General features: G+C 51.3%; 28 protein-coding genes and 1 pseudogene. 24 read left to right on the top strand and 5 right to left on the bottom strand.

Translation table 11 applies throughout. The features are described from left to right. Positions 1-41 precede the first annotated feature (41 nt). From I5P96_RS03950 to I5P96_RS03970, 5 genes are all read right to left on the bottom strand, one after another. On the bottom strand, positions 42-269 hold the full coding sequence (locus I5P96_RS03950; protein WP_097775161.1) for a hypothetical protein: 228 nt from the start codon (positions 267-269) through the stop codon (positions 42-44). Positions 270-659: 390 nt separating this feature from the next. Beyond that, a complete protein-coding gene (locus tag I5P96_RS03955; protein WP_223383273.1) occupies positions 660-1,133 on the bottom strand; it encodes a sigma factor-like helix-turn-helix DNA-binding protein in 474 nt (157 codons plus the stop codon). A gap of 532 nt (positions 1,134-1,665) precedes the next feature. Continuing rightward, entirely contained in the window at positions 1,666-2,373 is a 708-nt protein-coding gene (locus I5P96_RS03960) for an ImmA/IrrE family metallo-endopeptidase (RefSeq protein WP_097784816.1), read from the bottom strand. Beyond that, on the bottom strand, positions 2,373-2,654 hold the full coding sequence (locus I5P96_RS03965; protein WP_097775158.1) for a hypothetical protein: 282 nt from the start codon (positions 2,652-2,654) through the stop codon (positions 2,373-2,375). Before I5P96_RS03965 ends, I5P96_RS03960 begins: the two co-directional genes overlap by 1 nt. 43 nt (positions 2,655-2,697) lie before the next feature. Then, entirely contained in the window at positions 2,698-2,895 is a 198-nt protein-coding gene (locus I5P96_RS03970) for a hypothetical protein (RefSeq protein WP_097775157.1), read from the bottom strand. A gap of 210 nt (positions 2,896-3,105) precedes the next feature. Here I5P96_RS03970 and I5P96_RS03975 point away from each other — a divergent pair, with 210 nt between their 5' ends. The 24 genes and pseudogenes from I5P96_RS03975 (at position 3,106) to I5P96_RS04090 (ending at position 24,967) form a co-directional block, all read left to right on the top strand. Then, positions 3,106-3,933, top strand: a complete 828-nt coding sequence (locus I5P96_RS03975; protein ID WP_154274768.1) for an XRE family transcriptional regulator — start codon at positions 3,106-3,108, stop codon at positions 3,931-3,933. A 19-nt stretch (positions 3,934-3,952) separates the two neighbouring features. Then, positions 3,953-4,156, top strand: coding sequence for a helix-turn-helix domain-containing protein (locus I5P96_RS03980; RefSeq protein ID WP_223383275.1), 204 nt, complete (start codon positions 3,953-3,955; stop codon positions 4,154-4,156). Positions 4,157-4,431: 275 nt separating this feature from the next. Beyond that, positions 4,432-4,767: a hypothetical protein gene (locus I5P96_RS03985; protein WP_015565819.1), complete on the top strand. Its 336-nt coding sequence runs from the start codon at positions 4,432-4,434 to the stop codon at positions 4,765-4,767. Between the two features lie 191 nt (positions 4,768-4,958). Continuing rightward, on the top strand, positions 4,959-5,747 hold the full coding sequence (locus I5P96_RS03990) for a DUF975 family protein (RefSeq protein ID WP_015565820.1): 789 nt from the start codon (positions 4,959-4,961) through the stop codon (positions 5,745-5,747). A gap of 7 nt (positions 5,748-5,754) precedes the next feature. Beyond that, positions 5,755-6,066: pseudogene (locus tag I5P96_RS03995) on the top strand (SLOG family protein); the annotation flags it as partial. A 107-nt stretch (positions 6,067-6,173) separates the two neighbouring features. Beyond that, entirely contained in the window at positions 6,174-6,344 is a 171-nt protein-coding gene (locus I5P96_RS04000; protein WP_008723379.1) for a hypothetical protein, read from the top strand. 15 nt (positions 6,345-6,359) lie between these two features. Further along, positions 6,360-7,475 (top strand): hypothetical protein, encoded by a 1,116-nt coding sequence (locus I5P96_RS04005; protein WP_223383277.1) that lies wholly within the window; start codon positions 6,360-6,362, stop codon positions 7,473-7,475. A 61-nt stretch (positions 7,476-7,536) separates the two neighbouring features. Next, complete coding sequence (locus I5P96_RS04010) at positions 7,537-7,815, top strand: hypothetical protein (protein ID WP_024739416.1); 279 nt, start codon at positions 7,537-7,539, stop codon at positions 7,813-7,815. A gap of 18 nt (positions 7,816-7,833) precedes the next feature. After that, positions 7,834-8,346 carry a hypothetical protein gene (locus I5P96_RS04015; RefSeq protein ID WP_223383279.1) on the top strand — a complete coding sequence of 171 codons (513 nt, stop codon included), beginning with the start codon at positions 7,834-7,836 and terminating at the stop codon, positions 8,344-8,346. After that, complete coding sequence (locus tag I5P96_RS04020; RefSeq protein WP_015563522.1) at positions 8,343-8,576, top strand: immunity 17 family protein; 234 nt, start codon at positions 8,343-8,345, stop codon at positions 8,574-8,576. The genes I5P96_RS04015 and I5P96_RS04020 overlap by 4 nt, the downstream gene beginning before the upstream one ends. Before the next feature lie 13 nt (positions 8,577-8,589). Continuing rightward, a complete protein-coding gene (locus I5P96_RS04025) occupies positions 8,590-9,132 on the top strand; it encodes a hypothetical protein (protein WP_006773020.1) in 543 nt (180 codons plus the stop codon). A 41-nt stretch (positions 9,133-9,173) separates the two neighbouring features. Beyond that, positions 9,174-9,515, top strand: coding sequence for a hypothetical protein (locus I5P96_RS04030; RefSeq protein WP_006773019.1), 342 nt, complete (start codon positions 9,174-9,176; stop codon positions 9,513-9,515). 7 nt (positions 9,516-9,522) lie between these two features. Then, entirely contained in the window at positions 9,523-10,602 is a 1,080-nt protein-coding gene (locus I5P96_RS04035) for an ankyrin repeat domain-containing protein (protein ID WP_223383282.1), read from the top strand. A gap of 13 nt (positions 10,603-10,615) precedes the next feature. Then, on the top strand, positions 10,616-11,371 hold the full coding sequence (locus I5P96_RS04040) for a hypothetical protein (protein WP_223383284.1): 756 nt from the start codon (positions 10,616-10,618) through the stop codon (positions 11,369-11,371). Between the two features lie 24 nt (positions 11,372-11,395). After that, on the top strand, positions 11,396-12,070 hold the full coding sequence (locus I5P96_RS04045) for a hypothetical protein (protein ID WP_223383286.1): 675 nt from the start codon (positions 11,396-11,398) through the stop codon (positions 12,068-12,070). 23 nt (positions 12,071-12,093) lie between these two features. After that, positions 12,094-14,526: a DUF6892 domain-containing protein gene (locus I5P96_RS04050; protein WP_223383289.1), complete on the top strand. Its 2,433-nt coding sequence runs from the start codon at positions 12,094-12,096 to the stop codon at positions 14,524-14,526. A gap of 9 nt (positions 14,527-14,535) precedes the next feature. Further along, positions 14,536-15,567, top strand: a complete 1,032-nt coding sequence (locus tag I5P96_RS04055) for a hypothetical protein (protein ID WP_223383291.1) — start codon at positions 14,536-14,538, stop codon at positions 15,565-15,567. A 9-nt stretch (positions 15,568-15,576) separates the two neighbouring features. Continuing rightward, complete coding sequence (locus I5P96_RS04060; protein WP_015565829.1) at positions 15,577-15,954, top strand: hypothetical protein; 378 nt, start codon at positions 15,577-15,579, stop codon at positions 15,952-15,954. A 46-nt stretch (positions 15,955-16,000) separates the two neighbouring features. Beyond that, positions 16,001-16,702, top strand: coding sequence for a hypothetical protein (locus tag I5P96_RS04065; RefSeq protein ID WP_015565830.1), 702 nt, complete (start codon positions 16,001-16,003; stop codon positions 16,700-16,702). A 14-nt stretch (positions 16,703-16,716) separates the two neighbouring features. Then, on the top strand, positions 16,717-16,992 hold the full coding sequence (locus I5P96_RS04070) for a hypothetical protein (protein ID WP_223383293.1): 276 nt from the start codon (positions 16,717-16,719) through the stop codon (positions 16,990-16,992). 13 nt (positions 16,993-17,005) lie between these two features. After that, positions 17,006-18,010 (top strand): hypothetical protein, encoded by a 1,005-nt coding sequence (locus tag I5P96_RS04075; protein WP_015565831.1) that lies wholly within the window; start codon positions 17,006-17,008, stop codon positions 18,008-18,010. 11 nt (positions 18,011-18,021) lie between these two features. After that, entirely contained in the window at positions 18,022-18,981 is a 960-nt protein-coding gene (locus I5P96_RS04080) for an NTF2 fold immunity protein (RefSeq protein WP_223383300.1), read from the top strand. A gap of 14 nt (positions 18,982-18,995) precedes the next feature. Next, complete coding sequence (locus tag I5P96_RS04085) at positions 18,996-19,565, top strand: hypothetical protein (RefSeq protein ID WP_005928002.1); 570 nt, start codon at positions 18,996-18,998, stop codon at positions 19,563-19,565. Further along, positions 19,565-24,967, top strand: coding sequence for a suppressor of fused domain protein (locus tag I5P96_RS04090; protein WP_317850510.1), 5,403 nt, complete (start codon positions 19,565-19,567; stop codon positions 24,965-24,967). The genes I5P96_RS04085 and I5P96_RS04090 overlap by 1 nt, the downstream gene beginning before the upstream one ends. Positions 24,968-24,974 lie beyond the last annotated feature (7 nt).

Consider the following 24,974-nt stretch of genomic DNA (forward strand, 5'->3'; position numbering starts at 1 on the left):
TCCGCAACGAGCTTCGTTCAAGGTATGGTGGTATGGTTGGGTCAGCGGTGCATGACCACATAATCATAGCCGCGCCGCATCTGGCAGACGGTGCATGTGTCCATGCTCCGGTCTGGGCTGGGTACAAGCGCGATTTTGAAAGCCTTTGCATCCACAAAGTGCCGCAGACAGGTACCGCAGAGAGTTCGGATGGACTTGACCATCTCAGGGGTCAGCTCCATCTCCTCGTAGATCTCCTGCTCGCGCACCGTGGGGTTCAACTCGTCCATAAAAGTGTCCTCCTATGTATCAAAAGTGGATATTCGGGTAAAGAATAAATAAGAATACGTAAAAACGGGAACTGCCGGATGCGTGGAACGTACCCGGCAGTTCCCGGATCAATATGATTAAAGGTCTCGCATATTCGCCCTCGGCTCCCTGCGAGTGGGGCATGAACATCTGGCAGCGGACTTGTACCGCTTCATTGGCATTTCAGCCACCCCGTCTGCTTTGTGACCGGGCCGCGAATTACGGAAGTATCATTATCGGAGTACCAGATGACGGAACTATTCAGTTTTCAAGGTCCCTGAGGTCGGACGTTTCGCCCTGCGGTGAGTGCCGCTTGGGAAATTGTCCTCTCACTTGGTAGCCGACGAAAATGGTCAAATTATAACCAAAAATCAAAACTTCTTCAAAAAAATAGTGATTTTCATTATTCTCTTATGAATTGCAGGCTGTGAGATATTAAAAACTTTAGAAATTTCGCTCTCGTTGTAACCTTCATAGGCGTAGAGCGTCAAAAGTTTGAGGTCATCTTCCGATAAATTTTCAAGAGCAGACAGCAACCGTTCGTTCTCGATTTCACCGATCCATGCAAATTTGCTCTTAGTTTCGTGATAGGTATCCGTTGTGGTAATGACCTCCTGATAGCGCAACATCAAGGGAGATGCTTCTTCCTCGGAACCTTCATACGCAGGAGCCGTGAATTCCTGCGTCCGCTCAACGAAGGTACGTTTCGAATTGAACTGCTGACGGTCATAGTCGTACATCTTCTGGATGGCCTCTTCCGTCATTCCCGCAACTGCGTACTCGATGCGCAACTTTTCCCAGTGTGCTTCAAACTTCTTCAACTCATAGCCTTTATTAAAAGACATCGTAAACCTCCAAATTTTCGATAAATCGTAAAAAGTCGAAAATTTGGAAGGCTACGGATATTTCGCCGCTTGGGGCATCCACGAAAAACGGACAAACATAAAGCCTGCTCCTTTTTACGGGAGCAGGCTACCTGAAGGCTAAAAAATAGCCGGACAACCAACTAACAGAGCGGTTCTAAAGCAGAATCACTCTATCAGCTGTTGCCCGGCTATTTGGTGCGCGTTTCATACATTGCCTTGCGGCAATGGCCCGTTGCTCGGTGACGAACAGTCCATATTCAGGGTGCAATGCACCCGATTTTTGAAATTGTGGTTTGTCTAAAAAAGTCAGCGTCTGCGGTAGGCTAAGTCAACTGTTGCTATGTTACCGCACTTGAGGCACTTTATGCTGATAGAGCCTGAACAGCTCTCGGTTTTTTGGTAGAGCTTGTGTCCGCAAACCGGACAAAACCTCCAGCCAATGCTGAATTGTGCCTGCTGTATATTGTTCAGCGGTTTACTCTTAAAAGAGCGATTATTTGACCAAGTCATATTATTCTCCAAATCGAATGACGTCCAATGGATGGCAGTGGATGGGTTTTCCGTTGATGACCTGCATCTGCTGTAATCTGATCCTGATCGCAGACCACGATACCCCGATCCGTGCAGCCATCTCCAGAATTCTTTCATAGTTCGGGTCCGATGCGGATTTGTACAGGATTCCATTTGGCAGGCACAGCGCTGCACGTTCTATTTCGGCGTTGACCAGAAATGTTGGCATCAGCAGCTCCGCTGCAAGGGTATTCGCCTGCCATTCTTCCCATGAGGGCTGTCCGTTTCGTTCCCGATAGGCAATGTGCCCACGGCACTTGACTGCTTTTCCGTAGTCGTTCGGAAACAGGTCAGCCAGTATATGGTGCGCCGCTTCATGCGCTATCGTGAAATTCCGGCATCCGGTGCAGCTGTCTGACGCAAGGGCGGAATCGATTACAACGTCCTTCGGCATGAACACCTCCACAAGCTTTGTCCCGTCCCCCAAGGTTACGGTAAAACCGCATTTCTGGAAAACAGTCAGTCCTAGAATACTTCCATCGCTGCATAGCGGCAGCATTTTCACATTCAGCCCAAGAACAGAACTTGCGAGCCGTTCAGGGTCAATGGGTTCTGGGTCATCTTTACTGATCCCGAAACGGGTATAGTACTGGTCGATATACTTACCCGCTATGTGCGAAAGATCTGCGCGGGATAAGTATCTTGCCATTACGAAGCACAGCTTTCCGGCACGGAGCAGTAGGCTTCCACGAACCACTTGCCCCGTTCAAGCCAAAGATTCCGCTTCTGACCGCAGATCAGGCAGGTGAAGCAGTGACCTTTTCCGCCTAGGCGTGATGTCCCATGTTTGACTGCCAAGACACGATCAATTCCATAAGTGTGAGCCTTGTCATAGTTTATGGCAAGAGGGCGGATCTTACCGTCAGGAGTAAAACGAACGTCCACTTCGACGTATCTTTTCTCACGGCGAAGGTTGTAATCACCACACATCAGAATTCCTCCTTTTTGCGGATTTATCAAAACACGGCGTGCATTACTTGCGAATCATACTGCGTGCCACGAGCTGTTTTTCGTTCAACAGCGGAACGGACACTGTATGTTTTTTCCACTCATCCATAGAGCAGGTCACTGCTTTGCACAGACGGCATTTTGTCCAGCCACCGGTTTCATCAAGATCCACATCATAATTCATGGTTCCGCACATTGGACATCTTACATTTTCTTTTCTCATAGTATCACCTCGCAAAAAAAACGCCAAACAAACACAATCCCATGCGAAAATAACACTAAAAGGCTGTTATTTGTGGATTTGGTTTGATTATACACCCACTTTATGGAGATGTCAATTGCGCATTTGTCGCCATTTTAGAGATTTCCTGTTGATTTCTTATATTTTCTATACTATAATAGAGCTACCGGATCACAAAGGAGTGTTCTTGTTATGAAAAAGAAAACCACGCTCACCAAAATGCACATAGCCCCATCCACAGTGCGCTATGATGCAGTCGCTGCGAGGGATAGCAATGAGGTTGGTCAGATTCTCGCAGGCACACGAAAAAGAAATGGCTATTCACTTGTAGCTTTCTCTGAACTTCTCCGTCACTATGGCGTCGATGTCAGTGATAAAGGAATCAGCAAATGGGAAAAAGGCTATACCACTCCTAGCATCTACCAACTAGTTGCAATCTGCTACGCATTGAACATCAAGGAGGGTCCTTCCTACTTTACAAAGAACTTCCAGAAACCCGCCCTTCTAAATGACATCGGGCAAAAAAAAGTCGCTGAGTACGAAATGGACTTGATTGCATCCCGACGCTACCAGCCAGACGCAGAAGAGCCCGCGGAAATCGACTACATAATGATGCCTGTATCAGAGTTGCCAGTATCGGCAGGTCTAGGAGCTTTTCTTGAGGGTGAAATGTTCCAGCAGATACAAGTGCCTGCCAGTAGCGTTCCGGCTGGTGCCGAGTTCGGGATATATGTTAGCGGTGATAGTATGGAGCCACGCTATCATAACGGACAGATTGTATGGGTGAAGCGCTGCGAAGAACTTGAGTGCGGGGATATCGGGATATTCGTATATGATGACTGTGGATATCTGAAAAAATACGATGAACATACCCCAGACAAATCCCAAGCAGAGTTCCTTACCGACAGCTATGGCGTGGTGCATAACCAACCGGTTTTGGTTTCTCTTAACACCAAATATTCGCCGATCCTTATATCTCCAGAGCAAAGATTCGAGGTTGTTGGAAAAGTTTTGAACTAAAAAGATGGGAGGAGTTTTTGTGGATACGATCAAGCGTGTTCAGGATTTGATGCAAGTGCGTGATATGAATCTATGTGTATTGGCAAAGAAATGCGGAATATCGTACTCCACGATTCAAACCACCGCCCGTCGGGGAGGGCAGTTAAGCGTAGAGACGATTGAAAGAATTTGTCAGGGTTTAGGAATTACATTAAAAGACTTCTTCGATTCCTCCTACCTGTAAATATAGGGGCAGCAAAAAAGCCGTTCGCCACGCTGGAAAATCTGCGTGGTGAACGGCTTTAATACTGCTTCTATTTATCCTTTGGTAATCTCCAGATAAACACTAATCTCCATGATTGTTACCATTGAAGGAATACATTTGCGACGATCTTCGGGCATACCGAATAAGATTTGCATTGGCAGTTGAAGACGGCTCATGTTACCTATTGCAATTCTGACTATTTGGAAATATACTTGTAAGTATCAAATTATTTCACTTTATGGGAGGAAATTATTATGGCAAGACCCAAGGGAAGCAAGAATAAGGCTCGTACTGTAAAGGCCAGCGTTGATTATGTAGCAGTCATTGCAGAAAAGGCCGCAAAAAAAGAGAAAATCGAATCTGAGGTTGCTACGTTGACTGCAAATCTCGATGATCTGAAGACGCAGCTGAAAGCCAAGAAAGCAGAATTGAAAGCCGCCACCAAGGAACTTGCCAAAGCCGAAAACAAAAAAGCTGCCGCCGAAGCAAAAGCAGCAGAAGAAGCAAAGAAGGGCGAAGCAGAAGATGTGCTGAAGAAGCTGCTTGCCAGCGGTATGACGGCTGAAGAAATCCTTGCAAAGCTCCAGTAATGCAATATGATGAACTGGACAAGCTGCTGAAGTAAAGGAAGGGGCTGTTGCACAAGGATAAAACCGGTGTAACAGCCTCTTTTTCATTCATGCTGCAATTTTTTCAGCTTTTCAAACGTATCTAAATTAAAGTGGTATATCATCTTCCTATTTCACAAATCCTTGCCGTTTTCAGACAGGAGGTTGCTTTTATGAAAGTATCTGCCGACTATCGTATGCTCGCTCTCGATGCCCTGCGCGGAAAATGGAAAACTGCTGTTTTGACAGGTATTGCCGCCAGTGCGCTCGGTGCTACCATTGTGAGCAGTTCCAACAGTGCCGTATCCAATTCCAATCAGGCAAAGGACATCCATTTTGAACTGTTCTCCCAGCCCAACGGCGGTCGGCTGCTTGCTGTTCTGCTTGCCGGCATTGTTCTGTGGGCAGTCCTCCAACTGATCGTGGGCGGTGCAGTTCAACTGGGATATGCTCATTTTAATCTGAACCTTGTAGATGGAAATGATGCTGCCATCTCGGACTTGTTCTCTCAGAAAGACCGTCTGTGGGATGGCTTCTGCATGAAATTCCTGCAGGGTCTGTACATCGCCCTCTGGTCGCTGCTGTTGGTGATTCCGGGAATCGTGAAAACATACAGCTATGCGATGACACCTTACATCATGTCCGAGCATCCTTCGCTGACCGCAAATGAAGCGATCACAGAATCCCGGCGGATCATGAATGGCAACAAATGGCGGCTGTTCTGTCTGGATTTCAGCTTCATTGGCTGGGAGCTGCTCTGTTCGGTGCCACTGTATGCCGAGGGTTTTCTGGTTCTCAAATATTTCACCGGTTCAGAGGCTCTGGCGATTTCTCTTGTTCTTCTGCTGACAATTCCATTGAGCATTGGCTTCTTTTTTGTACACCCCTATGAGGAAGCTGCATGGGCTACTTTCTACCGCGATATTACCGCAGCACCTACCGAACCGGATGAAGCATATTGACTTTTATATTAAAATTATCGTTGTAGTTCCCTTCATCGGCTATGACTCTAAATGGCCGGATCAGAGTAAACATAGATTGAAAAAGCTGATCCAAAACGCAAACGATTCTATTGTTATTTCACACTCTGCGGATGTTTCCAGTTATAAAAAAAGAAATTATTATATGGTCGATCATGCAGAGTACCTTATCGGTGTGTTTGATAATCAGAAAAAGCTGCGCTCAGGTACAGCACAGACCGTCAACTATGCCTTGCATCAGGGAAAAGTAATCACTCTGATCCATCCAGACACTATGGAGATAACAGCCCCTGCGCCTTAACAAATTCACAAAAATTTTTCATTAGCATTTCCAACAAAATATTTTCATTGAAGGGGTGCTGTGATATAATAAGATATAAAACTACGCTCAGAACAAATGGTGCCGCTATGAACAAATATATTGGACAGCAATTTGCTGCTTTAAGATACGAAAAAAATATTTTGGTTGTTGAAGAAACTACATCTGCTGGTGGATGCGGCTCCTTCAACGCGGCTTCTTCATGTCCTGCGTCAGCCTGTCTTTATGACAGTGCGGCGTGGGGCTTTTTTATTGCCTGAAAGGAGTATGAGAACATGAGTCTGAAATATACCTGCCCCAGCTGTGGAACCCCATTGGGTTATGAGGGATTGTGTTGGAAATGTAAGTGCGAGCAAGAACGGCAAGCTGCTCTGGCCTGGATGCCGGAACAAATTGTCGAAAAACAAAGAAACTTGATACAGAACATCCAGAGGCTGGCTGATATGGAGGACCCAGAGTTCGCCGACTTTTGGCAGCTGCTTGGCTACCATGATGCCATCACCCCGGAGATTCAGCGAGTGGCACTGGCCGCAGAGGTGTTCTGGCCCTGTGAGATCTATTATCATGCTCCCGCCGATGTGCGGGATGGTCTGATCCATGCGCTGTTGTCCGCAGAATATTCCAGCGCGGCCTCCAACCTGATGAGTTGCCTTGCTATGCAAGGAGATGACAAGGCAATGGAGACTCTGCTGGAGCTGGAGCGAAATCCCCGGCCCTGGCGCAAGGGCCTCTATGTAGACCCATCCAGCTATGCGCAGATCGGAGGCTGGACCTTCGACAAGGAGGGCCAGAAAATCCAGCTCAACTTCGATACCTGCTATCCTATGGTCAAAGGAACCACCAGCGAGAAATCTCCCGTCCGCATTGGCCGGGCACGGGAGGACACATGCCCCCACTGTGGCGGACGCATGGTGGACATGCTGGTGCTGGATGGCCGGGATGAGCGGCTGAAATTTCTGGGGTTGGATGGTATTCTGACTGCCACCTGCTGCCCCAACTGTGTGGGATTCTTGAAAGGTCCAGCCTTTAACAGTTTTACCCTGGATGGCGGCGTGGAAGTCTTTCCCTCCGAGCTCTTTGACGGGGCGGAGAAAACGGATTGCTATGTCAGTCTCGAGGACTACAAGGCCCTCACGGAAAATCCCTTTGTGCTGGGCGAAGCGCCCGTGCCCCTGTTTTACGGTGCGGCCTGCCAGGATGTGAACACGGTGGGTGGCTTTGCCAACTGGGTACAGGACGCGGAATATACGACCTGCCCCCACTGCGGGAAACCTATGAAATATCTGGCCCAGATTCAGTGGGATACGGTGTTTGACTGTGCAGAGGGCACGCTCTATGTGGAATTCTGCCCGGACTGCCATATCGTGTCCATGCAGCACCAGCAGACCTGAAAAAGTCGCACAGTATGAAAAGAGAAATACCAGCAGGTATTTGCGTAAGGAGGCGTCCACTATGTGCGAGCACTGCCGAAACATTCAAACATGGAGAAAATTTGACGCCCCAAAGGACTATCTGGCCTGTATTGCTTACATTCAGCAGTTGGTGTCGGAGGGGGAATTTGAACTGATGCAAGAGGAATCCACCTGCCCACTGGAGAAGGTAAAGACAGAGGATGGCTGGGCGGATGAAATCATGGCCCACATGATCCGGTGCAAGCACTGCGGCCAGATCTTCACCTGTGTGGTCAACACCTGGCGAGGCAGCGAACACTTCAGAAAAGGCAAGGGATAACACAGAAAAGGCGGTGAAATGATGAATCAGACAGAAGAAACAAAACTGCTGGAGCAGACTGAGGAGTGGAATGATGCGGACGAGTTCTCACGATGTATTGAGGCCATCGAGGCTATCCCGGAGCAGGAGCGAGATTATTTGCTAACCGTCAAGTTGAGTCGGGCTTACAGCAATCTGGCGGTCCTGGGAGATCATGGAGAGCACGGAACCGACAGTGAAGTGGACGGAAATCTCATCCAGCACGCCATCCGACTGCTGGAGTCCGTTCGCACCCAGGGAGAAAACGACCCTTACTGGAACTCCCGGATGGGCTATTCCTGCCTGATGGCATACAGCTCCGCAGCCATCGCCTATGAATACGCAAAACGCTGGCTGGCCCTGGCCCCGGATGACCCAGCCGCCCAAAAGCTGGTTCGGGACTGCGAGGAATATCTTGAGGAGGAAAAAGCCTTGGAAATAGATTTGAAAGAACGGGAGGAATTTATTCGGCGGGAAACTCCCGATGATGAAAAGGGGGTTATATGTAAATGAACAGCGAACAGATCACAGTATTTTTGCAAGAGCATTGGTATATTGCCTCGGTGCTCATCGGGGCCGTGATTTTAATTGGAGCGACCCGCAACTGGAACTGGCTCTGCGACCCCACTGGTACGCGGGATGCCCACCGCCACAGCAGAGGATACCGGCGGGTGGTGTTCTTTCTGTTGGGTGTTCTCCTGATTGTGGTGAGTATCTGGGGATTTGTGCTGAAATTGAAATAGGAGGAGAAAGACTATGATGACTGAGAAATATCCCACCTGGCTCATCGGCCATGTGAAAGAATGGGCGGAGAAGCGTTTGCCCACCGTGATACTTTGTTCCACCACCGGCAATGAACTGCTGGAGGTTTGGTATTACGGAGATCTGCTCACGGTGAAAGGAGAACCCCAATCCTATATCATAGATAGCGACGAGGCCCCCGGACTGGTGACAGCCCGTGACCCGGAGAGCGGCGAGGAGTTCGTCATCTTTGACGGTGGACGGCATGGCTACGACAATATGTTCTGCGATGAACATGATCCATCCGAGCTGGAGCACCGCCCCCTCAAGCGGTATGAGATCCCCGCCTCCAAGTTGGTGCTGGAGCTGGGGTACAGCATTGACTATGAGGACGAAAAAGAGAACTTTGAACCGGATGAGGCGGATACCGTGGAACTGATCAACGGTGAACGGATGCCGTGGGAGCAGGCCAAGCGGGACGGCATCGACTATATCGCCCTTTACTATGTGAACGAGAAAGGAAAACCAGTCCAGATCCTGGACGCAGAGCTGGCCTGAGTATACCGCAGCCAGATGACGGGATAAAGGAGGGCGACAGCGTGATCGGGACAGATGAAAACCGGGCGGTGCTCCATGTGGAGGTCATCTTCTGGAGCGGCAAACGAAAAATACCACCCAGCCTGGTCAGCGGAAAGTATTGTCCCCATTTTGTGGTCACAGGAACTACAGAATATTTGGGTGTATGCTTTCTGGACGGAACCGAGTGTACATTTGATACACCAGCTTTGGGAAATGCCCAACCCCTATATCCAGATACCATTGACTATGCCCCGCTGGAAAACAATGCGGAATTTTTGATCTATGAGGGAGCCAATGCCGTTGGCAAGGGCCGGGTGCTGGGCCGAACCGTTCCCTATAAAGTGAAACAACAACGAAAGTAGGTGCCTTATGTACCAAATTGCATATATTGGCCGCTGGGAGACCCTCCCGGAAACGGCTGCCGCCATTTGTGACTATGACACTTCCAAGCTGGAGGTACTGCTCCAGGGCGGTCTGGATTTAGATGTTCCCATCCAGCTCAGCGAATATATCAAGCTGATGCCGCTGGAGATCGCGGTTTTTCGGAATGATGTGCCCATGATCCACTTCCTGCTGGAGCATGGAGCTGATCCCGGTCTGGCAGAGGAACAGCCCCTGCTGCTCACTGCCGCCCGCTGTTGTGGGCCGGAGGTGGTGGCGCTCTTTGCTGGACAGGCCGCAAAACTCAGCCCGAAGCAGAAAGAGCGGGCCTTCCAGGAAGTGCGCTGGGGCAATCGTCCGGAGAATATCCTGGTGCTAGAGCAAGCCGGGATCACAGTGAACAAGTTTGGCGGCGAGGCATTCCGGGCCGCTGTGTCTGAGGGCAATGCCAAACTTGCCCAGCTGCTTCTGGAAAAAGGGGCAGACATCAATTACCACAAGCCGGACATGGTGTTTCCGAACGCCTCTACCCCTGTCACCGAGGCCGCCCGCTCCAACAATTTCTCCATGGTGCGCTGGCTGGTGGAACAGGGAGCGAATATCACCCTTGTTGACAAATACGGCGACCGGCCTTACAGTGTGGCAGTTCAAAACAAGAATCAAGAGATGGCCGACTACCTGAAGGCGCTGGAGCCGGAGGACTGGCACAACGAACAAGAAAAGGTCCGGCAGCTTATGCCCTACAAGCTGCCTGCCAAGTTGGTGGAATACTTGAAAACCGGCCCCCTGCGTTTGGAATTCCCGGAGCAGGAATGGGTGAAATGGGCGGAGCTGTACCCCTACATGGATGTACAGGAGATGACCTGGAAACGGAAAAAGTTGCTCTCCCTTATGGCGAAAATGGACAATTACAGCGACTATCTGCTGCTGTGGAGCCCCAGGGACAAAAAGCTGTGGTATCTGGACATTGAGCATAAGGAGTTTCATCCGTTAGCCAAATGGGAGGAATTTATTGCTGATCCCGGAAAATATCTCAATGGAATGATTGAGGGCGAGTTTGAGGAATAAGGAGAGAAGCAAAATGGAACAGGCATACTGCACCGCAGTTTTCTGGCGCGGCGGAGAAAAGATTGATCTGAATGGACTAAAACCAGATGCGGTACGGTGTCTGTCTGTGACGGGAGAGCGGAAGGTGAATCTGTCCTTCCTGCGAGATTATCCCAATCTGGAGGAACTGACCCTAATGGAAAAGTGTGAGGGTGTAGAAGTTCTCTCCGGGCTAAAGCAGCTTCATACACTGTCTCTATGGCTGTCGGCCCCTGTTTCCTGGGACAATGTTTCTCTCCCCGGCCTGCGTGTCCTCCACCTGCGTGGGGAAAAGAATGGCGACATCACCCCACTTCTCACCAGCATTACCTATCTCCATTTGGAGGAAATGCGGAAAACGGAAGATATTGCCCCTTTCCTGACTCCAGCGACCCGGCTTCAGAAACTCTATCTCCAGGCACTTCCAGCTGTGCAGGAACTACCGGCTCTGGAGGGGCTTCCTTCCATTTATGCCCTGAAACTCTATGAACTGCATAAACTCAGCGATTTGTCCGCCCTATCTCTCAGCCATTTGCGCTACTTTGCCGCCTCTCTGATTGCGGATAAACTCTCCGCTCAGGCGCTGGCAGATGCTGTGATGGCGATTCCCAATCTGGAGGCAGCCGCGCTCCAGCTGGCTGATCGCTCCGAGCGGCGCTATGGCGGTGTCCAAAAAGCCTTTGCCGCCGCTGGGAAGTCCCCACTGCTGCGGGAGGAAATCAGTGCTTTGACCACATGGCTGTCGCTGTAACACAACGGAAAGGAGGCGACCAGATTGTGTGAGAATGCGAAAATTCTTTGTCCTTACTGTTTGACAAGAGAAATTGATCCGGCACAGGCGATATGCTCTGTTTGTTATTCAAAAGAGGATAAATTGGAACGAGGCAGTTGGGATGATCTGCGGAAGCGCAAGAATACCGATGAAATCCAGATGTTTACCATAGCCAAGAAAGTAGATGAAGCGTTCCAGGTACCAGAAAATAAAGCCTATGCCTGTAGAGAGAAACACGAAATGATTCAGGCTGAGGCTTTGGAGCGGGAAATGGAGGCTTTTCACCGGCGGCGAATTCTCTGTATGGCGGAGATATTTTCCAAGATTGATTGTAGCAGCCTCTTTCCCAGCTACATAGAACTGGATACCTATTTCAAGAATGTGCGGGATTATGCCCATCAACGCATTGCTGCAGAACAACTCAGAGAGGTTTGGGAGTATCTGCGGTCACAGATTCCATGGAAATCCCTATCCAGTCAGCAGATGGATCTGGGGGCTGAACTTCTCAACTTTTGGTGCGGAGAAGATGAGTTGGATTGGGGCTATTCTCAATATTTTGAGATTGCAGCAGGTAATCTCAAACCGTTTATTGCAATGACCTTATTCACAGAGATTCTGTGTAAGCATTTTCCAGATGTAATGTCTGCGCCAGTCAAGCGGCTGAGCAGCAAACTTTGAGGCACTAAAAAGGGGGTACTTTTATGCCAGACTGGGCACAAATCATAGATGATGCCTTGGACATTCTGAAATTTGATGGAGCCGTACAGGACACTCTGGCGGAACTGCGAGAAAAATGGGGCGCGCAGGTCCCGGCGCTGCTGGATGAACGCTTTGATGCCGTTGGCGTTCAGTATATGAAGCTATCCCATGAAAAAGGGGCGGCGGCATTGGGGCAGGAGCTGTCTGCCTTCGGCTGGGCACTGTATAACTTGGACGATGAGGACGAGTATCTGTTTGCCTTAATCCCAGAAGAAGAACGCAGCGAATGGGAACGCTACTGCAAAAAGCAGGGGCAATATTGCCACCTGATGAAACAGCAAGGGCGAAAATGGGGCGACCATGCCAAGGAGCAGGACCCTGGGAAGCTGATGCCCTGCGAGGAATACATACTTCAGGATGAGTACGATTATTTCTTCAACTCCCTGGCGGGTGATTTTGCGGCGGGCGAATGGAAAAACCAGGATGCAGAAGAATGGAAAAACGGCTGTGTGGCCGATCTGCGCCAGCGTCCGCCGCAAGTAATCCGCTCCCACAGCTTGCCGCACCTTGGGTGCCTTACCTATTCCCCGGAACATGAACTATATGCTGCATCGAGGGCCGCTGGCAGCGGGACGATTGGCCGGGCATTACTGAGCAAGAATCCAGCCACGCTCAACTGGGCCGAACCGTCCCCCATTGGATATGACGGTCCACCCCAGACCCTGTGCTGGGCTGACCATTCCCTCTGGGCGGGTGATCCCACCAACGCTACACGGATTGAACTCACCGACCGGGGCACCTGTCAGGATGTGAAAAACTGGCCCCTGCCGGAAGATGGATGGAGCACCAAATACCATTGTGGCATCGTGACAGACGGGCTGGGCCGGGTCTACTTTTCCAACGAGTGGTACAAGGGGCAGATTTACCGCTGGGAAAACGGCAAGGTAACAAAACACACCTTCTCTCTGGACGGATACGACCATCTCTCCGAGGCCGTTCCCGTTCCCGGCACAGGCCGCATTACCATGATCCACGCAGTCAGTGGCAAGTGGCGGATGGAAGAATGCCTGCTGGAACTGGATATGGACACCGGGCGGTGCCGAATTGCCCCCCTGCCTGGAATGGGCGAGGGGCTGAAACTTCGCTGGTTTACCGGGGACTGGCTGCTGGTGCAGGGAAACGGCGAGATCCTCTCCGATGACTTTGCCCAGCTCATCAATAGGAACACCCGTGAAGTGCTGCGTATCCGTCCGGGAATGTTCGGCGGGGAGAACATGCAGCACATTGGAATACTCACCGATGGCACGGTGGTCATCGTCACCCGGCGGGATAGGGTTGGGCCGGTATTTCGTTATCCCATCGACTTCTGGGGCTTCCTTCGGACGGCAAACAAGCCCAAAAAGCTGGAATGGCGAGAGTACAAAGAAGTATACCCGAATCTGCCCTTCTTTCTACCGTCCAAGACCACGGAGCGAAAAATTATTATCAAAAAAGACAGCCTGACCATCCTGGGGTCGGTGTTTACGCCGCCGTTTACCCTGTCGCAGCTGGCGGAAAAATTGGGGCCTGCCCGCATTGTCCTGCAAAATGGAACACGGAAAAGCCCCATTACAGGCCGAGAGAGTCCCTATACCCAGGCACTTGCTTTGTGGGACGAGCTTGGACTCCAGGGCTGGTTAGATGAAGATGAGCAGACCATCAAAACCCTTGGTGTCCGGGTAGCGGCACAGGGAGAGTATGCGGTTCGGCAGACATTTGACGGAACGGTTTGGATCGGGTCCAAGGACTACCGGGAGGCCAGTTGGAAGGATTTCGCCGGATTTGCCCATACCCTCAAATTAGGCGGCTTTACCGTTTATACCCGCTTGCCGGGTCCTGTTTCAGAGGAGCAGTCAGCGCAGAAAGCAAAGCTGGAGGCCCTCTCCGCCATGGTGCAGATCAGCTGGAAAGAGCCAGAGCAAAAGGCAGCGAAAGCGCAGAAATACAAGTTATCCAAGCCGACTGAACCAGTGCTCACCTTTACCAGCTTCAACTTCAAGCTGGCGGTCATGGAAGTCCTGATGTACGAGAAAGGCTTACTGGCTCCTAAACTGGATGCCCATGAGTTTGCCAGAGAGTATAGCCGACGCAAGATCGACATTGACGCGGAAGGGTATGAACCCATCCCAGAGATTCGGAAGTGGCTGGAGAAATACCCTGTCCCGGAGCGGTTGGCCCCGGAGGTCACAGAAATCGAGATGGATGGCGGCAGCGAGATTTATACCCAGCTCTGTCCGTTCTGGGATGGCGAGGATGGAGCCTTTGATCTTAATACCATTACGGAGGCGGAACTGCGCCAGTTCCCCAATCTCAAACATATTACCCTCATGTCCTCCAAGCCGGAACAGGTGCTGCCCGTTCTGGAACGGTGCGGTATCAAGGTAGACTTGCTGTGAGGTGAAAGCATGAAAGCGAAACTAAAAGTGATAAAGAACTGGGAGTTTGAGGAATTTGAACTGACGGGAACTTCCTTCAAATACAGCCCGACTGGATGCAAAGGTATGGTAGCCCGCAGCGAGGATGAAATTGTGTTTTGGACCTATCATCTCGTGCAAAAGTGCAGCGGCGTTTTGTGGGTCAAAGGCGAAGTTTCCAGGTGGATTCCCAGCCCGGAGCCGAAAGAGCAGCAAGATGTTTGGGAAGATCCTGTCTTGCTCTCATGCGACAGAGGAATACTGTTGGTTTGCCCGGCCAGTAAATCCCTTTGGTGGATGCCGCAGATGGATGGAGAGTGGATTCCGATCCCCATGGATAACTGGTGTGCCCAGGGTATTCCCAAGCCGGTGGCAGTCACCGGAAGCCAGGGCGTTTTCCCTATTGTGTGCCGAGTGGACAACTCCGCTGATGCGACCAACAGTTTTACCAGCCTGACGGTAGACTTTGAAACCATGACTGCACACTGGGCAGAAAGCGGCTCTTGCGTATACAGCAAAGCAGGAACCCGACAGACCCATTTGGCGGCGGTAGAGCGAGCTGGCGGCAATTTTGTCCAGGCAGACTTTCACTACAACTATCCTATGATTGGCTCCATACTGGAACAGAACGGACAGTTTTATGCCTTTTTGGAAAGCAGCACCATCAATCCGGCGGGTCTTTCTCTCATGGGCTACTATTGGTATCTGGAACTGGAGGAAAACGGACTATTCAAAAAGAAACTGTGGGGCAAAGATAATTTAAGCCGCCTGCCCGGAAAACACGGGATGCGCGGAAAATTCTCCGGTGACAGGACTTGCCTGATCCTATCTCCCATTTTTAAGAATGATGACTGGAAGGGTAAACAAAAGGTGCTGCGCCTTTCGGATTTGGTGCTGATCGACCTTGCCATGCCCCGTGGATACGCTTCCTTCCATGTGCTGGATGTATGGGGAAATCGGGCATTTCTCAGCGATGAGAAAGACAAGCTGGTTCTTTGTGAAATGACCTTGGAACAGTTATGAGGTAAACCAATGGAATTATTTGCAAAAAGAATGACTTGGGAGCTGGACAATGAGGAAGGACTGTCCTGCCTGTCCTTTGAACTGGAGGATGGCTACTTTACACTCTCCCGCAAGACCGGCGCGGAAACACTCCGCTTGGAAATGAATGATCCAGCCAATGGTCAGTTGATTGACCCGGACTGTTTTGAATATGCCCTTGATAATACCAGGTTTCGTCTAAATATCGTGCGGAACAACCGAAAAGTTCTGCGGTATCTGGAAGAACACCACATCAACACGGAGTTGTATGGAGAAATCGTCCTTCACTACACTCCTCTCAGCAAGCCACAGCTTGAATCATTATCTGCCGTGGTTCTCAGACTGTTTTTCGGTGAACTGCTTTTTTAGGCGGAAACAGAAGTGTCGTTGGCAGAAATCATGCGAGGGGATAACTATGGTTAAAATTCATCGTATTTGGTTCAATACGGAGAGAATGGACAGAGAGGATCACTACAAAATCACATTATTCAGTCGCCCTCGTGTATCTATTCATGTGGACGAGTACATTTGGAGTTTCATCGAAGAAAACATTGTGAAGCCACACAAGCTTATGCGCAGTGAGAAGCATGGGTATCTGTTGGACATTTCGTTTGACCAGTTTGACCCAGCAAAACACCGATATTATCCGCTTTCCCCGTACAACGGGCCGCTTCGGGAAGGTGTCGAGATGGACAGCGCAAACAGAAGCTATTTCCGTGAGGATTTTGTAGGCGGCAAGGAGCGGACTACCTGGTTCTCTCCCAATAAAATATGGACAAACTGCGGCGACAAGGTCCTGAATGTGGACATCAAAGCCGCCAATGTAAGCGAGAGCATCACCCCCAGAGAATACGCAGACTTGCTGTTCGATGGGATTGGGGCAGCATTGGTGTTTAACTTCAAAAGGCTCAAGCGCGAGGAGTTTGATGGGCTGAAGCCCAAGATTGACTGGAGCATCGTAGAAAGCTTCCCCTTTCCCGCACCCTTTGAGGAGCAGCGGTACATTGGGGATGAAGGCGAAATTCATGTGTATTCCTGGGATGGCCGAAAGGAAACGACCCTTGTTGGTCCCTATTCCGTGCGGGAGTTGTATCTGGAGCATTTCGGAGAATCGTGAGGAGGAATTTTGCCGTGCAAGTTTGGTCAAAGGTGGATTTTGGTACCGGAACGGTCACCTTTCTGGATGACACACGAAAAGAAGATATGCTGCAAGTGGAATATCCAAACAGTTTCTTGCTGGATATGGGCTGGTATCAGGACAGATATATCATTTCTATCATTCAAAATTTTGATTGGACGCATCCAGTCCAGCAGTATGAAACAGCAGAAAGGAATCAGCTTCCCAAGCTGTTGACGGAGGCGGTTCGCCTTGTGGAAAAGGAATCACAGTCTGCCGGAGCAAATTGAAAGAGGACTTGATATGAACGAGAATTTATTTCGACCACAATTTGATACATTGAAACTGTCCGATAAGCTCTGGCTGATGCAGACGCTGGCGACTCGTTATAATTTGACATTCAAAGAACTATACGCCTTTTCCCGCTGGAGACAGAGCTGCACTACCGGCCTGTTTGAAAAAGGTGGCCGGGAGTTTGTCTTTGTCCCAGGCGATACCGTGATTCTTGGCTGGGAGGGCTTTATCCAAGGAATGGACAAGGCCAACCAAGAGGAACTGGCGGATATTTTTGCGGAAATCGAATATGAGGGCACTGCGGAGGAATTTCTTCGGCAAGGTATGACCCCAGTACGCCAGATGACCATTGGCCCCATGTTTGTGGGCAGAAAACTGGAGGAGATTGGCTGGGAAAGTGTACCCATGAACGACCCTCGCATCACCGCCCACCCTGAGTGGCTGGAGAACTTGCAGAGGTGGGCGGGTCAGGACAGCCAGAGCTTTGAAATACACGAAACGGTCCGCTTTGAACGCAATGCTGATAGCTGGCGAGCGTGGCTGTGCCATCCAATGACCTACCCAGAGTTTCAGCGGTCCCTGTTGTGGGAGCTGGCAGCCAGCCTTCCCACGCCGGATGAGTGGGCCTACCTGTGCGGCGGCGGATGCCGAACCCTGTTTCCCTGGGGGGATGGACTGGACTACAAGATGAAACTACACCACTTTGAAAGAGAGGAAGAACAGGGTAAGTCATACGACATAGAGCAGGCTAACTTCTTTGGCCTGTCTATTGCCTACGACCCCTATAAGCGAGAGTTGGTAGACGGGAAAACATTGACCACCTGCGGCGGCGACGGAGGCTGCAATATCTGCGGAGGCATGGGTCCTTTGCTTGGATATTTACCCTGTTCCCCTCATTGTAAACCGGAGGTTCGGGAAGATAATGAGATTCACAATGACTATGACTTTTTCCGTCCTGTTATCCGGGTGCAGACATCCGGGTGGAGAATGGTAATAGATAGAGCGCAAGAGTAAGGAGGTAAACTATGGAATGGCCAAAGCGGGCACGAACAGCGGATTGGGAAAACGGTGTCCTAACTTTAGATGGAGAAAAGAAATTTGATATTCCGGAGCTGACCACAGAGATCATGGAACGGCTGGCCGGTTACACCCTGGTGGGATTCCATGTGAAAGGGTATCCGGTGACGGATGAACTGCTTGCCCCCTTTGCCGGGCATAAAAGTATGGTCAACTTCGGCGTGGAGAACAGCGCCCTTACCGACGCCTGTTTCCCCGTTTTTTCCGCCATGTCCAAGCTGCGCATCCTGCTGCTGACCGGGAACTCCGGAATCGACGGAAGCGGCCTGTCCGCCCTGCAAAGCTGTAAGCTGGACCTGCTGGCCCTTGACCACACTGGGCTGGATGATGCCGGTCTGCTCCAGGCGGCTTCCATCCCCAAGCTATCCCATATCTGGATCGACCATACTGCTGTCACTTATGAGGGCTTGCTGGCTGTCGCCGGCAACAACTACATCAAGCCGGTGGTCCATGTGCAGTTCACCAAGGAGCAAATGGAACACTTCTCTCAGTTCCAGCGAGAAAAGGCCAAAAAGCCCGTCCAGCTGGATGAGCAGGCAGCGTCGGAATGCCGCAGGGTGTTGTCTGCCTTCTTTGCCGAGATGACAGAATGGGAGCAGTACATGGAGCAGGCTGGGTTTGAAGATCCCGAGGCTGTGCCCCGCCTGCTGGCGATCTGGGAGAAGTATGTGAGCGAAAAGCCCCGTCCGGGCTATCTGCCTCTGGACCTCTCATACAGTGCCCAGGGCACCTACAAGGGGGAAGAATTCCTTGACGCGGAACAGATCACTAAGAACAAGCTCTACATCTACACCAGAGAGAAAAATACCAGCTTTGACCGCCGCTTTCTCATGAAGCGCGTGGGCGAGGGTTGGATGATTGACGCGGTGCAGGAGCGGCTGGACGGCTGGCAACGGACAGGATTGTAAGGGAGGCATAATGGATGATATATAGGTTTACGGAAGTATTAAACGATCTTGTTAATTATTTTCTCCTTGGTGACATTTTGTTGCTGGAGGACTGGAAGCAGGCAAATCATCTTTCAGATGATTTAGCGATGGAGTTTACCACAAACGAAAGCGGCGACAGGATATTTGCCGAAGGAATTGTAATCCCAATGACCGGTATTGAAAACTATCCCTATACCATATTGTTCAATCTCTCTGGTGATAGACCGGAGCTGTGCAAAGAAAGAAACCGATTGCAGCTTAGAAAAAGTGGCTATTCCCTCAAAGTAGATCATAATATGCTGATGCTTTTTACATGGCCAATATTGGAACAGTTTACGCCTGAAAAGGTGAAAGATCTGATTTCTTACTATAGAGTGCATAAGAAGCCGATGATTGAGCTTGCAAATGGCTGGTATCATATCGAGATTTTGGGTGGAGAAACCTTGCAGGACGGGGACTATGAACCTACATTTGAGTTTGTGATACAACCAGCCACAAATGAAGAAGCCACCATAAATGCAGATATGAATTTTAGCTTTGAAATTACAAGCTCTGCTTATTAGTGAAACCTATCCCTACCGAAGATGGAAAAGGAGATCATGATATGGATATTTTGAAGCAGTGCCAGAAGTGGCATGAGGAGGACAAACACCAGAAAATCGTTGACGCACTGGAGGCAATCTCTGCCGAGGAGCGTACCCCGGAAATGGATATGGAGCTGGCCCGCGCCTACAACAATCTGGCGGACTCCAGCGAGCCGGAGGGAAGGAAGCTGCTTCACCAGGCACTGGAACTGATGCAGTCCCATGAGGAGGAACTGGGAGATACTCATTCCTGGAATTTCCGTATGGGGTATGCCTATTATTATCTGGATCAGGAGGGCCGCGCTCTGCGGCATTTTGAAAAAGCTCTGGAACTGCATCCCGGTGATGATCCTAAGCTCAACACCCGACAGGACATGGAGGAACTAATTGACTCGTGCAAAAAGGGTATTTCTCTGCCGCAGTTCTGGGAGTGCTTCCGGGAACGGACAGAGAACTGGTGGGAAACCTTTGCCGAGATGGAAGCAGAGCTGCGCCAGATGATGGACGAGGACAAAGATCACACCCGCGGTGCGGAGATCGTGGCCCAAATGGAGGAAACCCTGAATTTGGTTTTTGACGAGATTTCCTTCGAGATGGGCTTCAACGGCGAGAAGTACGAGCTGATCCTCACTCCGGAGGGTGACAAGGTCAAGCTGTTTGAGCTGGTCTACTTCCAGAAGCACGCTCCCAAGGAGGTGCTGGAGCACTGGAACATCCTGGTGGGCCGTCAACCTTTTCAAAACATCGGTCTGCGAACCAATGATGGCTGGGAGATTTCCGGGGATGATGTGCAGATCTGGCTGGAGGAGCAGGGTGAAAACAGCTTCGCCATCTCCGCCTACTGTGAAAAGCTGCTGCCTATGCTCCGGGATGAGGAAGGCCGGGCCTGGTGGATGCTCACCACCTTCACCGACCAAGTGCTGGGCGAGATCCCCCACATGAGATACATAGACAGCTTTGATGTGCTGGAGGAACCCAAGGCAGAGCCGTCCTTCCTCCTGTCCCAGCTGCCCGACAAACTGCGGGAGCAGGGCCTGGAGCTCTCCACCGACCCGGAAGCCTATCTGGAGAGCTACCTTGGTTACAAAATGGAACCCAAACAGGACCCGGACGCCGATTGGCGGCTGGATGTAATGGCCGGTTCCACCTGCTGTGTGCCGCTCATCAACGGCTATCTGAATGCCGACAATGATTTTATGGACGATCTCCATGCCGACGGCGCGGTGGCGGGCTTCTTCTGCTATCCCCTGGATACCCTGCGGGAGGAGGAAGGCAGTCAGAAAATTTTCGACTTCCGGGACAAGCTGGAGGAAGTGCTCACCGGCGGGGATGGTTCGGAAGTGCTCACTCTCACCGGCGGGGCTACCGGCCTCTACTGTGGCTATGTGGACTTCATCGCCTGGGACATCCAAGAGGCGCTGAACATGGCGAAAGAGTTCTTTGAAGGCACGGACATCCCATGGGCCATCTTCCACACCTTCCGCCGTGAAGCCGGTTCTGTATCCCTAAAGCAACAAGATGATGGGACAGAAACTGAGAATCAGGATGACGAGTTGGACGAAACGCTGACGGGCATGGACTATATTCCTTACACCCAACAGAACGCCGAAGTATTCTTCGCTCAGCTGGAGCAGTGGAACGACGAAGACGAGTACACCCGCTGTATCCAGGCACTGAATGCCATCCCGGAGAACTGGAGGAACTACCGCACCGCCTACGCCCTGGCCCGTGCACTGGAGAACTACGCCATCATCGGGGACCATGACGAAGGTACTTTGAAATCCAAGGGAGACAAAGCCCTTCTGAGGGCCATTGAGGTGCTGGAGTCCGTCCGGGAGGAAGGCCAGGACAAGGCGGAGTGGAATATGCGGATGGCCTATGGCTATCAGTATCTCTACGGCCAGGAGGAAAAGGCCATTCCCTACGCTCAGCGGTGGGCAGAGTTGGACCCGGAGGATGAAAATGCCCCGGCAGTAATTCGGGAGTGTAAGGCGGAGATCCGGAAACGCCAGCGCAGCCGGAAGAAGAAGGCCAAATTCGTGCCCGGTGATACTCCATTTGAGGGCTTCGACCTCACCAACTTCTGGGATGATAATTGGTATGCACTGAAAGAATATGTCAGTGATCCGCCTTCCGATGAGCTGATTGCCAGCGTGGAGGAGGAACTGGGCTACAAGCTGCCCGCTGCCTACATCTGGCTGATGAAGCAGCACAACGGCGGCATTCCGGTGAACACCTGCTATCCCTGCGATGAACCTACCTGCTGGGCAGATGACCATGTGGCCATCACCGGCATTTTCGGCATCGGACGAGAAAAGAGCTGCTCCCTCTGTGGAGAGCTGGGCAGCCAGTTTATGATCGATGAGTGGGAGTATCCTGCCATCGGTGTGGCCATCTGCGACTGTCCAAGCGCCGGACACGATATGATTTTCCTGGACTACCGGGCTTGCGGTCCCCAGGGAGAGCCTGCGGTAGTCCATGTGGATCAGGAAAATGACTATAAAATTACCCATCTGGCAGATAGCTTTGAGGAATTTATCCGCGGACTGGAGCATGAATCCCTCTATGATCCGGATGAAGATGCAGAGGGTCTTGAGGATGACGCCGACGAGGAGGAAACCGACCATAAGGGTTCCTTTGCCGGATCTGTGCTCCTCTCCAAAGCAGAGTGGGACAAGGAGCAGTTGATTCGAGATCTGCGGGAAGAATGGGGTATCGTAGATGAGGAGCCGGATGAGGGCGACGAAGATGTTGAGAACAGCGATGACGCTGTGGTAATGCGGGTCGGCAATATGATGCTGATCGTGACACTATTCCACGGTCACATCCCGGACAATGAAGCAGAGATCAACGCCGAAAACAACTATATGTGGCCAGAGGCCGTAGAGGTGGCCAAAGCGCACAAGGCCCATATCATGGTGGCTGTGTTGGGCGAGGAGGAAAAACTGCTGGAACGGGGTAAGCTGTTCACTAAGGCGATGGCAGTGTGCTGCAAGCAGAAATATGCCACCGGTGTCTACACCAGCGGCGTGGTATTTGAGCCTCGTTTCTATGAGGGCCTTGCCGATATGCTCAAAGAGGACGAACTGCCCATCTTCAACTGGGTTTGGTTCGGCCTGTACCGGAGCGAGGGGGGCCTAAACGGCTACACCTACGGCATGGATGTGTTTGGCAAGGAGGAAATGGAGGTGTTGAACACCGACGCTGAGCCGGAGGAACTGCGGGACTTTTTGGCCAGCCTTGCCTCCTATGTGCTGGCGTGTGATGTGACACTGCAAGACGGCGAGACCATCGGTTTTTCTGCGGACGATAAGCACACCATCACCCGCAGCCCCGGCGTCTCCCTGCCGGAGGAACAGATGACCCTGAAGATCGGTTACGAGCCTATAAAGGGAGATCCGGAGGATGACAGCTGCGACCACTCAGACAATGATGACACGCAGGATGAGGAAGAATTCAGTAATCCCGAAGTCTACACCGAGGAGGAGATGGAAGCCGTCGAGGGGCACATTGAGCAGTATTTCGGCAAGTTCGAGAATGTGTTCCATGAGCTGGTTTCTCCCGACATCCATGTGGACATCTGCGTGGTGCCGCCCTCTGAGGAGCGGGACTACTGCACCCTGGTCACCATGGGCATGGGCGCTCACCGGATGAATGTGCCGGAGGAACTGGCGGAATATAAGCTGGAGCGGGCGGAGCTGGCCATTGCCCTGCCTGCGGACTGGAAGCTGGATCAGGAGTCCATGAAAGACGAAAAGTGGTACTGGCCCATCCGCCTGCTGAAATCCTTGGCCCGCCTTCCCATTGCCAGCGATACCTGGCTGGGCTTCGGCCATACCATGGACAATGAGGAGGATTTTGCAAAGGACACAAAGCTGTGCGCCGCCATTCTGACTGGTCCCCAGGATACCGAAGATGGCAGCGAGGTCTGCACTCTGCCGGGCGGCGAGGAGGTCAACTTCTATCAGGTGATTCCTCTCTACCGGGATGAATTGGAATATAAGCTGGCCCATGACGCGGACGCCCTGCTGGGCAAAATGAACGGCATCAGCTTTGTGGTGGAGCCTGATCGTCAGGATGCTATCACCCGTGGCACCCTTTCCAATGATGATTTTGACGGTGAGATGGACGATGCTTCCTATCATATCGAGAGCATTGAGGAGAAGGAACTGCCTATTGACCCCATCAATGCTTATAACCACATGGCCATCTACCTGCGCTGGTGTATGGAGAACGACCTGATGGGCGAGGACTTCTTGAAAGAATACAGCGAAGTGACCAAACAGGTCAAAGCTGATCCTGCCAATGTGGATCTGAGGGAGTTTATCCGGGATGAGCTGGACGGCTGTCTGTTCTCTGTGCTGTTCAATCAGCAAGGCCGTGCCTTTGCAGGCTATTACTACGGAGAGGGCGACAGCCCCTACTATCCTGCCGACATTGATGACTATGCCCTGAAATATTTTGGTCCGTCCCGATACCACTCCAATGAATTTCAACAGGAGGCATACTTATTCATCCCATTTGATGAGAAATACTATCAGACCATGGCTCAAGTGATTGAGGAACGCTTTGAAAACTGGCAGGGACAGGACTTCGACGAGGACACGCTGGAGCCTTCCGAGGTTGCTCAGGCCATCATGGAGTATCTGGACTGCGAGTGTACCTATTTCCCATCCATGGCAGATGATGACCCCATCATGTCGGCATACAGCTACGCCCAGCGGCTGGGGGTACGGGAGGGCTTTGTTCCCGTACTTATCCAGGCGGATGATGAAACGCTGTTGGAATGTCTGGTAATGAACGCCGACCCGGAGCATGATGCGGACTGCTATGAATTTGACCTCAAAACGGTAGAGGAGTACCGGAAGAAGATGCTCTCCGCTCCCATCAAGGACGGAAAGGCGGTTTTGGAGGAATTGACCGGCCAGCGCAAGGAAGAAGCCGAGGACGATGATCTGGACTGGGAGGAGGAAGTCCTGGGCGAGATGGAGGGCGGAGAACCCAACGACCGCTTCGCAAACTATTGGAACGATGATACCGGAATGACATATCCGCTCATTCTGGCTAAAATTCCGGTAAAGGACCCCTGGGAGATCTTCGCCTACCTGCCCTTTGGAAATTGGAATGAGTGTCCCGACACACCGGACCTGATGGCAGTGGCGAAATACTGGTTCGAGCAACATGGTGCCATCCCTGCCGCCATGAGCCACGATGAATTGGAGTTTGAACTTCCAACTCCGATCTCCAAGGAAAGAGCTATGGAGGTGGCTGTGGAGCAATATGGTTTCTGCCCAGATCTGGATCAGAATGAGGATGGAAGCATTGGCTCCTTGGCAGATGTCCTGTGGCAGTCCACCGTCTGGTATTTCTGGTGGGATTGATGGGAGG

The sequence above is a fragment of the Faecalibacterium prausnitzii genome (genome assembly GCF_019967995.1).
Taxonomy (GTDB): Bacteria; Bacillota; Clostridia; order Oscillospirales; family Ruminococcaceae; genus Faecalibacterium; species Faecalibacterium prausnitzii_E.

What these genes read in the sequence shown, in the direction of transcription:
- I5P96_RS03950 (WP_097775161.1), bottom strand. Translation starts at nt 269, where the DNA reads ATGGACGAGTTGAACCCCACGGTGCGCGAGCAGGAGATCTACGAGGAG.
- I5P96_RS03955 (WP_223383273.1), bottom strand. Translation starts at nt 1,133, where the DNA reads ATGTCTTTTAATAAAGGCTATGAGTTGAAGAAGTTTGAAGCACACTGG.
- I5P96_RS03960 (WP_097784816.1), bottom strand. Translation starts at nt 2,373, where the DNA reads ATGGCAAGATACTTATCCCGCGCAGATCTTTCGCACATAGCGGGTAAG.
- I5P96_RS03965 (WP_097775158.1), bottom strand. Translation starts at nt 2,654, where the DNA reads ATGTGTGGTGATTACAACCTTCGCCGTGAGAAAAGATACGTCGAAGTG.
- I5P96_RS03970 (WP_097775157.1), bottom strand. Translation starts at nt 2,895, where the DNA reads ATGAGAAAAGAAAATGTAAGATGTCCAATGTGCGGAACCATGAATTAT.
- I5P96_RS03975 (WP_154274768.1), top strand. Translation starts at nt 3,106, where the DNA reads ATGAAAAAGAAAACCACGCTCACCAAAATGCACATAGCCCCATCCACA.
- I5P96_RS03985 (WP_015565819.1), top strand. Translation starts at nt 4,432, where the DNA reads ATGGCAAGACCCAAGGGAAGCAAGAATAAGGCTCGTACTGTAAAGGCC.
- I5P96_RS03990 (WP_015565820.1), top strand. Translation starts at nt 4,959, where the DNA reads ATGAAAGTATCTGCCGACTATCGTATGCTCGCTCTCGATGCCCTGCGC.
- I5P96_RS04000 (WP_008723379.1), top strand. Translation starts at nt 6,174, where the DNA reads ATGAACAAATATATTGGACAGCAATTTGCTGCTTTAAGATACGAAAAA.
- I5P96_RS04005 (WP_223383277.1), top strand. Translation starts at nt 6,360, where the DNA reads ATGAGTCTGAAATATACCTGCCCCAGCTGTGGAACCCCATTGGGTTAT.
- I5P96_RS04010 (WP_024739416.1), top strand. Translation starts at nt 7,537, where the DNA reads ATGTGCGAGCACTGCCGAAACATTCAAACATGGAGAAAATTTGACGCC.
- I5P96_RS04015 (WP_223383279.1), top strand. Translation starts at nt 7,834, where the DNA reads ATGATGAATCAGACAGAAGAAACAAAACTGCTGGAGCAGACTGAGGAG.
- I5P96_RS04020 (WP_015563522.1), top strand. Translation starts at nt 8,343, where the DNA reads ATGAACAGCGAACAGATCACAGTATTTTTGCAAGAGCATTGGTATATT.
- I5P96_RS04025 (WP_006773020.1), top strand. Translation starts at nt 8,590, where the DNA reads ATGATGACTGAGAAATATCCCACCTGGCTCATCGGCCATGTGAAAGAA.
- I5P96_RS04035 (WP_223383282.1), top strand. Translation starts at nt 9,523, where the DNA reads ATGTACCAAATTGCATATATTGGCCGCTGGGAGACCCTCCCGGAAACG.
- I5P96_RS04040 (WP_223383284.1), top strand. Translation starts at nt 10,616, where the DNA reads ATGGAACAGGCATACTGCACCGCAGTTTTCTGGCGCGGCGGAGAAAAG.
- I5P96_RS04050 (WP_223383289.1), top strand. Translation starts at nt 12,094, where the DNA reads ATGCCAGACTGGGCACAAATCATAGATGATGCCTTGGACATTCTGAAA.
- I5P96_RS04055 (WP_223383291.1), top strand. Translation starts at nt 14,536, where the DNA reads ATGAAAGCGAAACTAAAAGTGATAAAGAACTGGGAGTTTGAGGAATTT.
- I5P96_RS04060 (WP_015565829.1), top strand. Translation starts at nt 15,577, where the DNA reads ATGGAATTATTTGCAAAAAGAATGACTTGGGAGCTGGACAATGAGGAA.
- I5P96_RS04065 (WP_015565830.1), top strand. Translation starts at nt 16,001, where the DNA reads ATGGTTAAAATTCATCGTATTTGGTTCAATACGGAGAGAATGGACAGA.
- I5P96_RS04075 (WP_015565831.1), top strand. Translation starts at nt 17,006, where the DNA reads ATGAACGAGAATTTATTTCGACCACAATTTGATACATTGAAACTGTCC.
- I5P96_RS04080 (WP_223383300.1), top strand. Translation starts at nt 18,022, where the DNA reads ATGGAATGGCCAAAGCGGGCACGAACAGCGGATTGGGAAAACGGTGTC.
- I5P96_RS04085 (WP_005928002.1), top strand. Translation starts at nt 18,996, where the DNA reads ATGATATATAGGTTTACGGAAGTATTAAACGATCTTGTTAATTATTTT.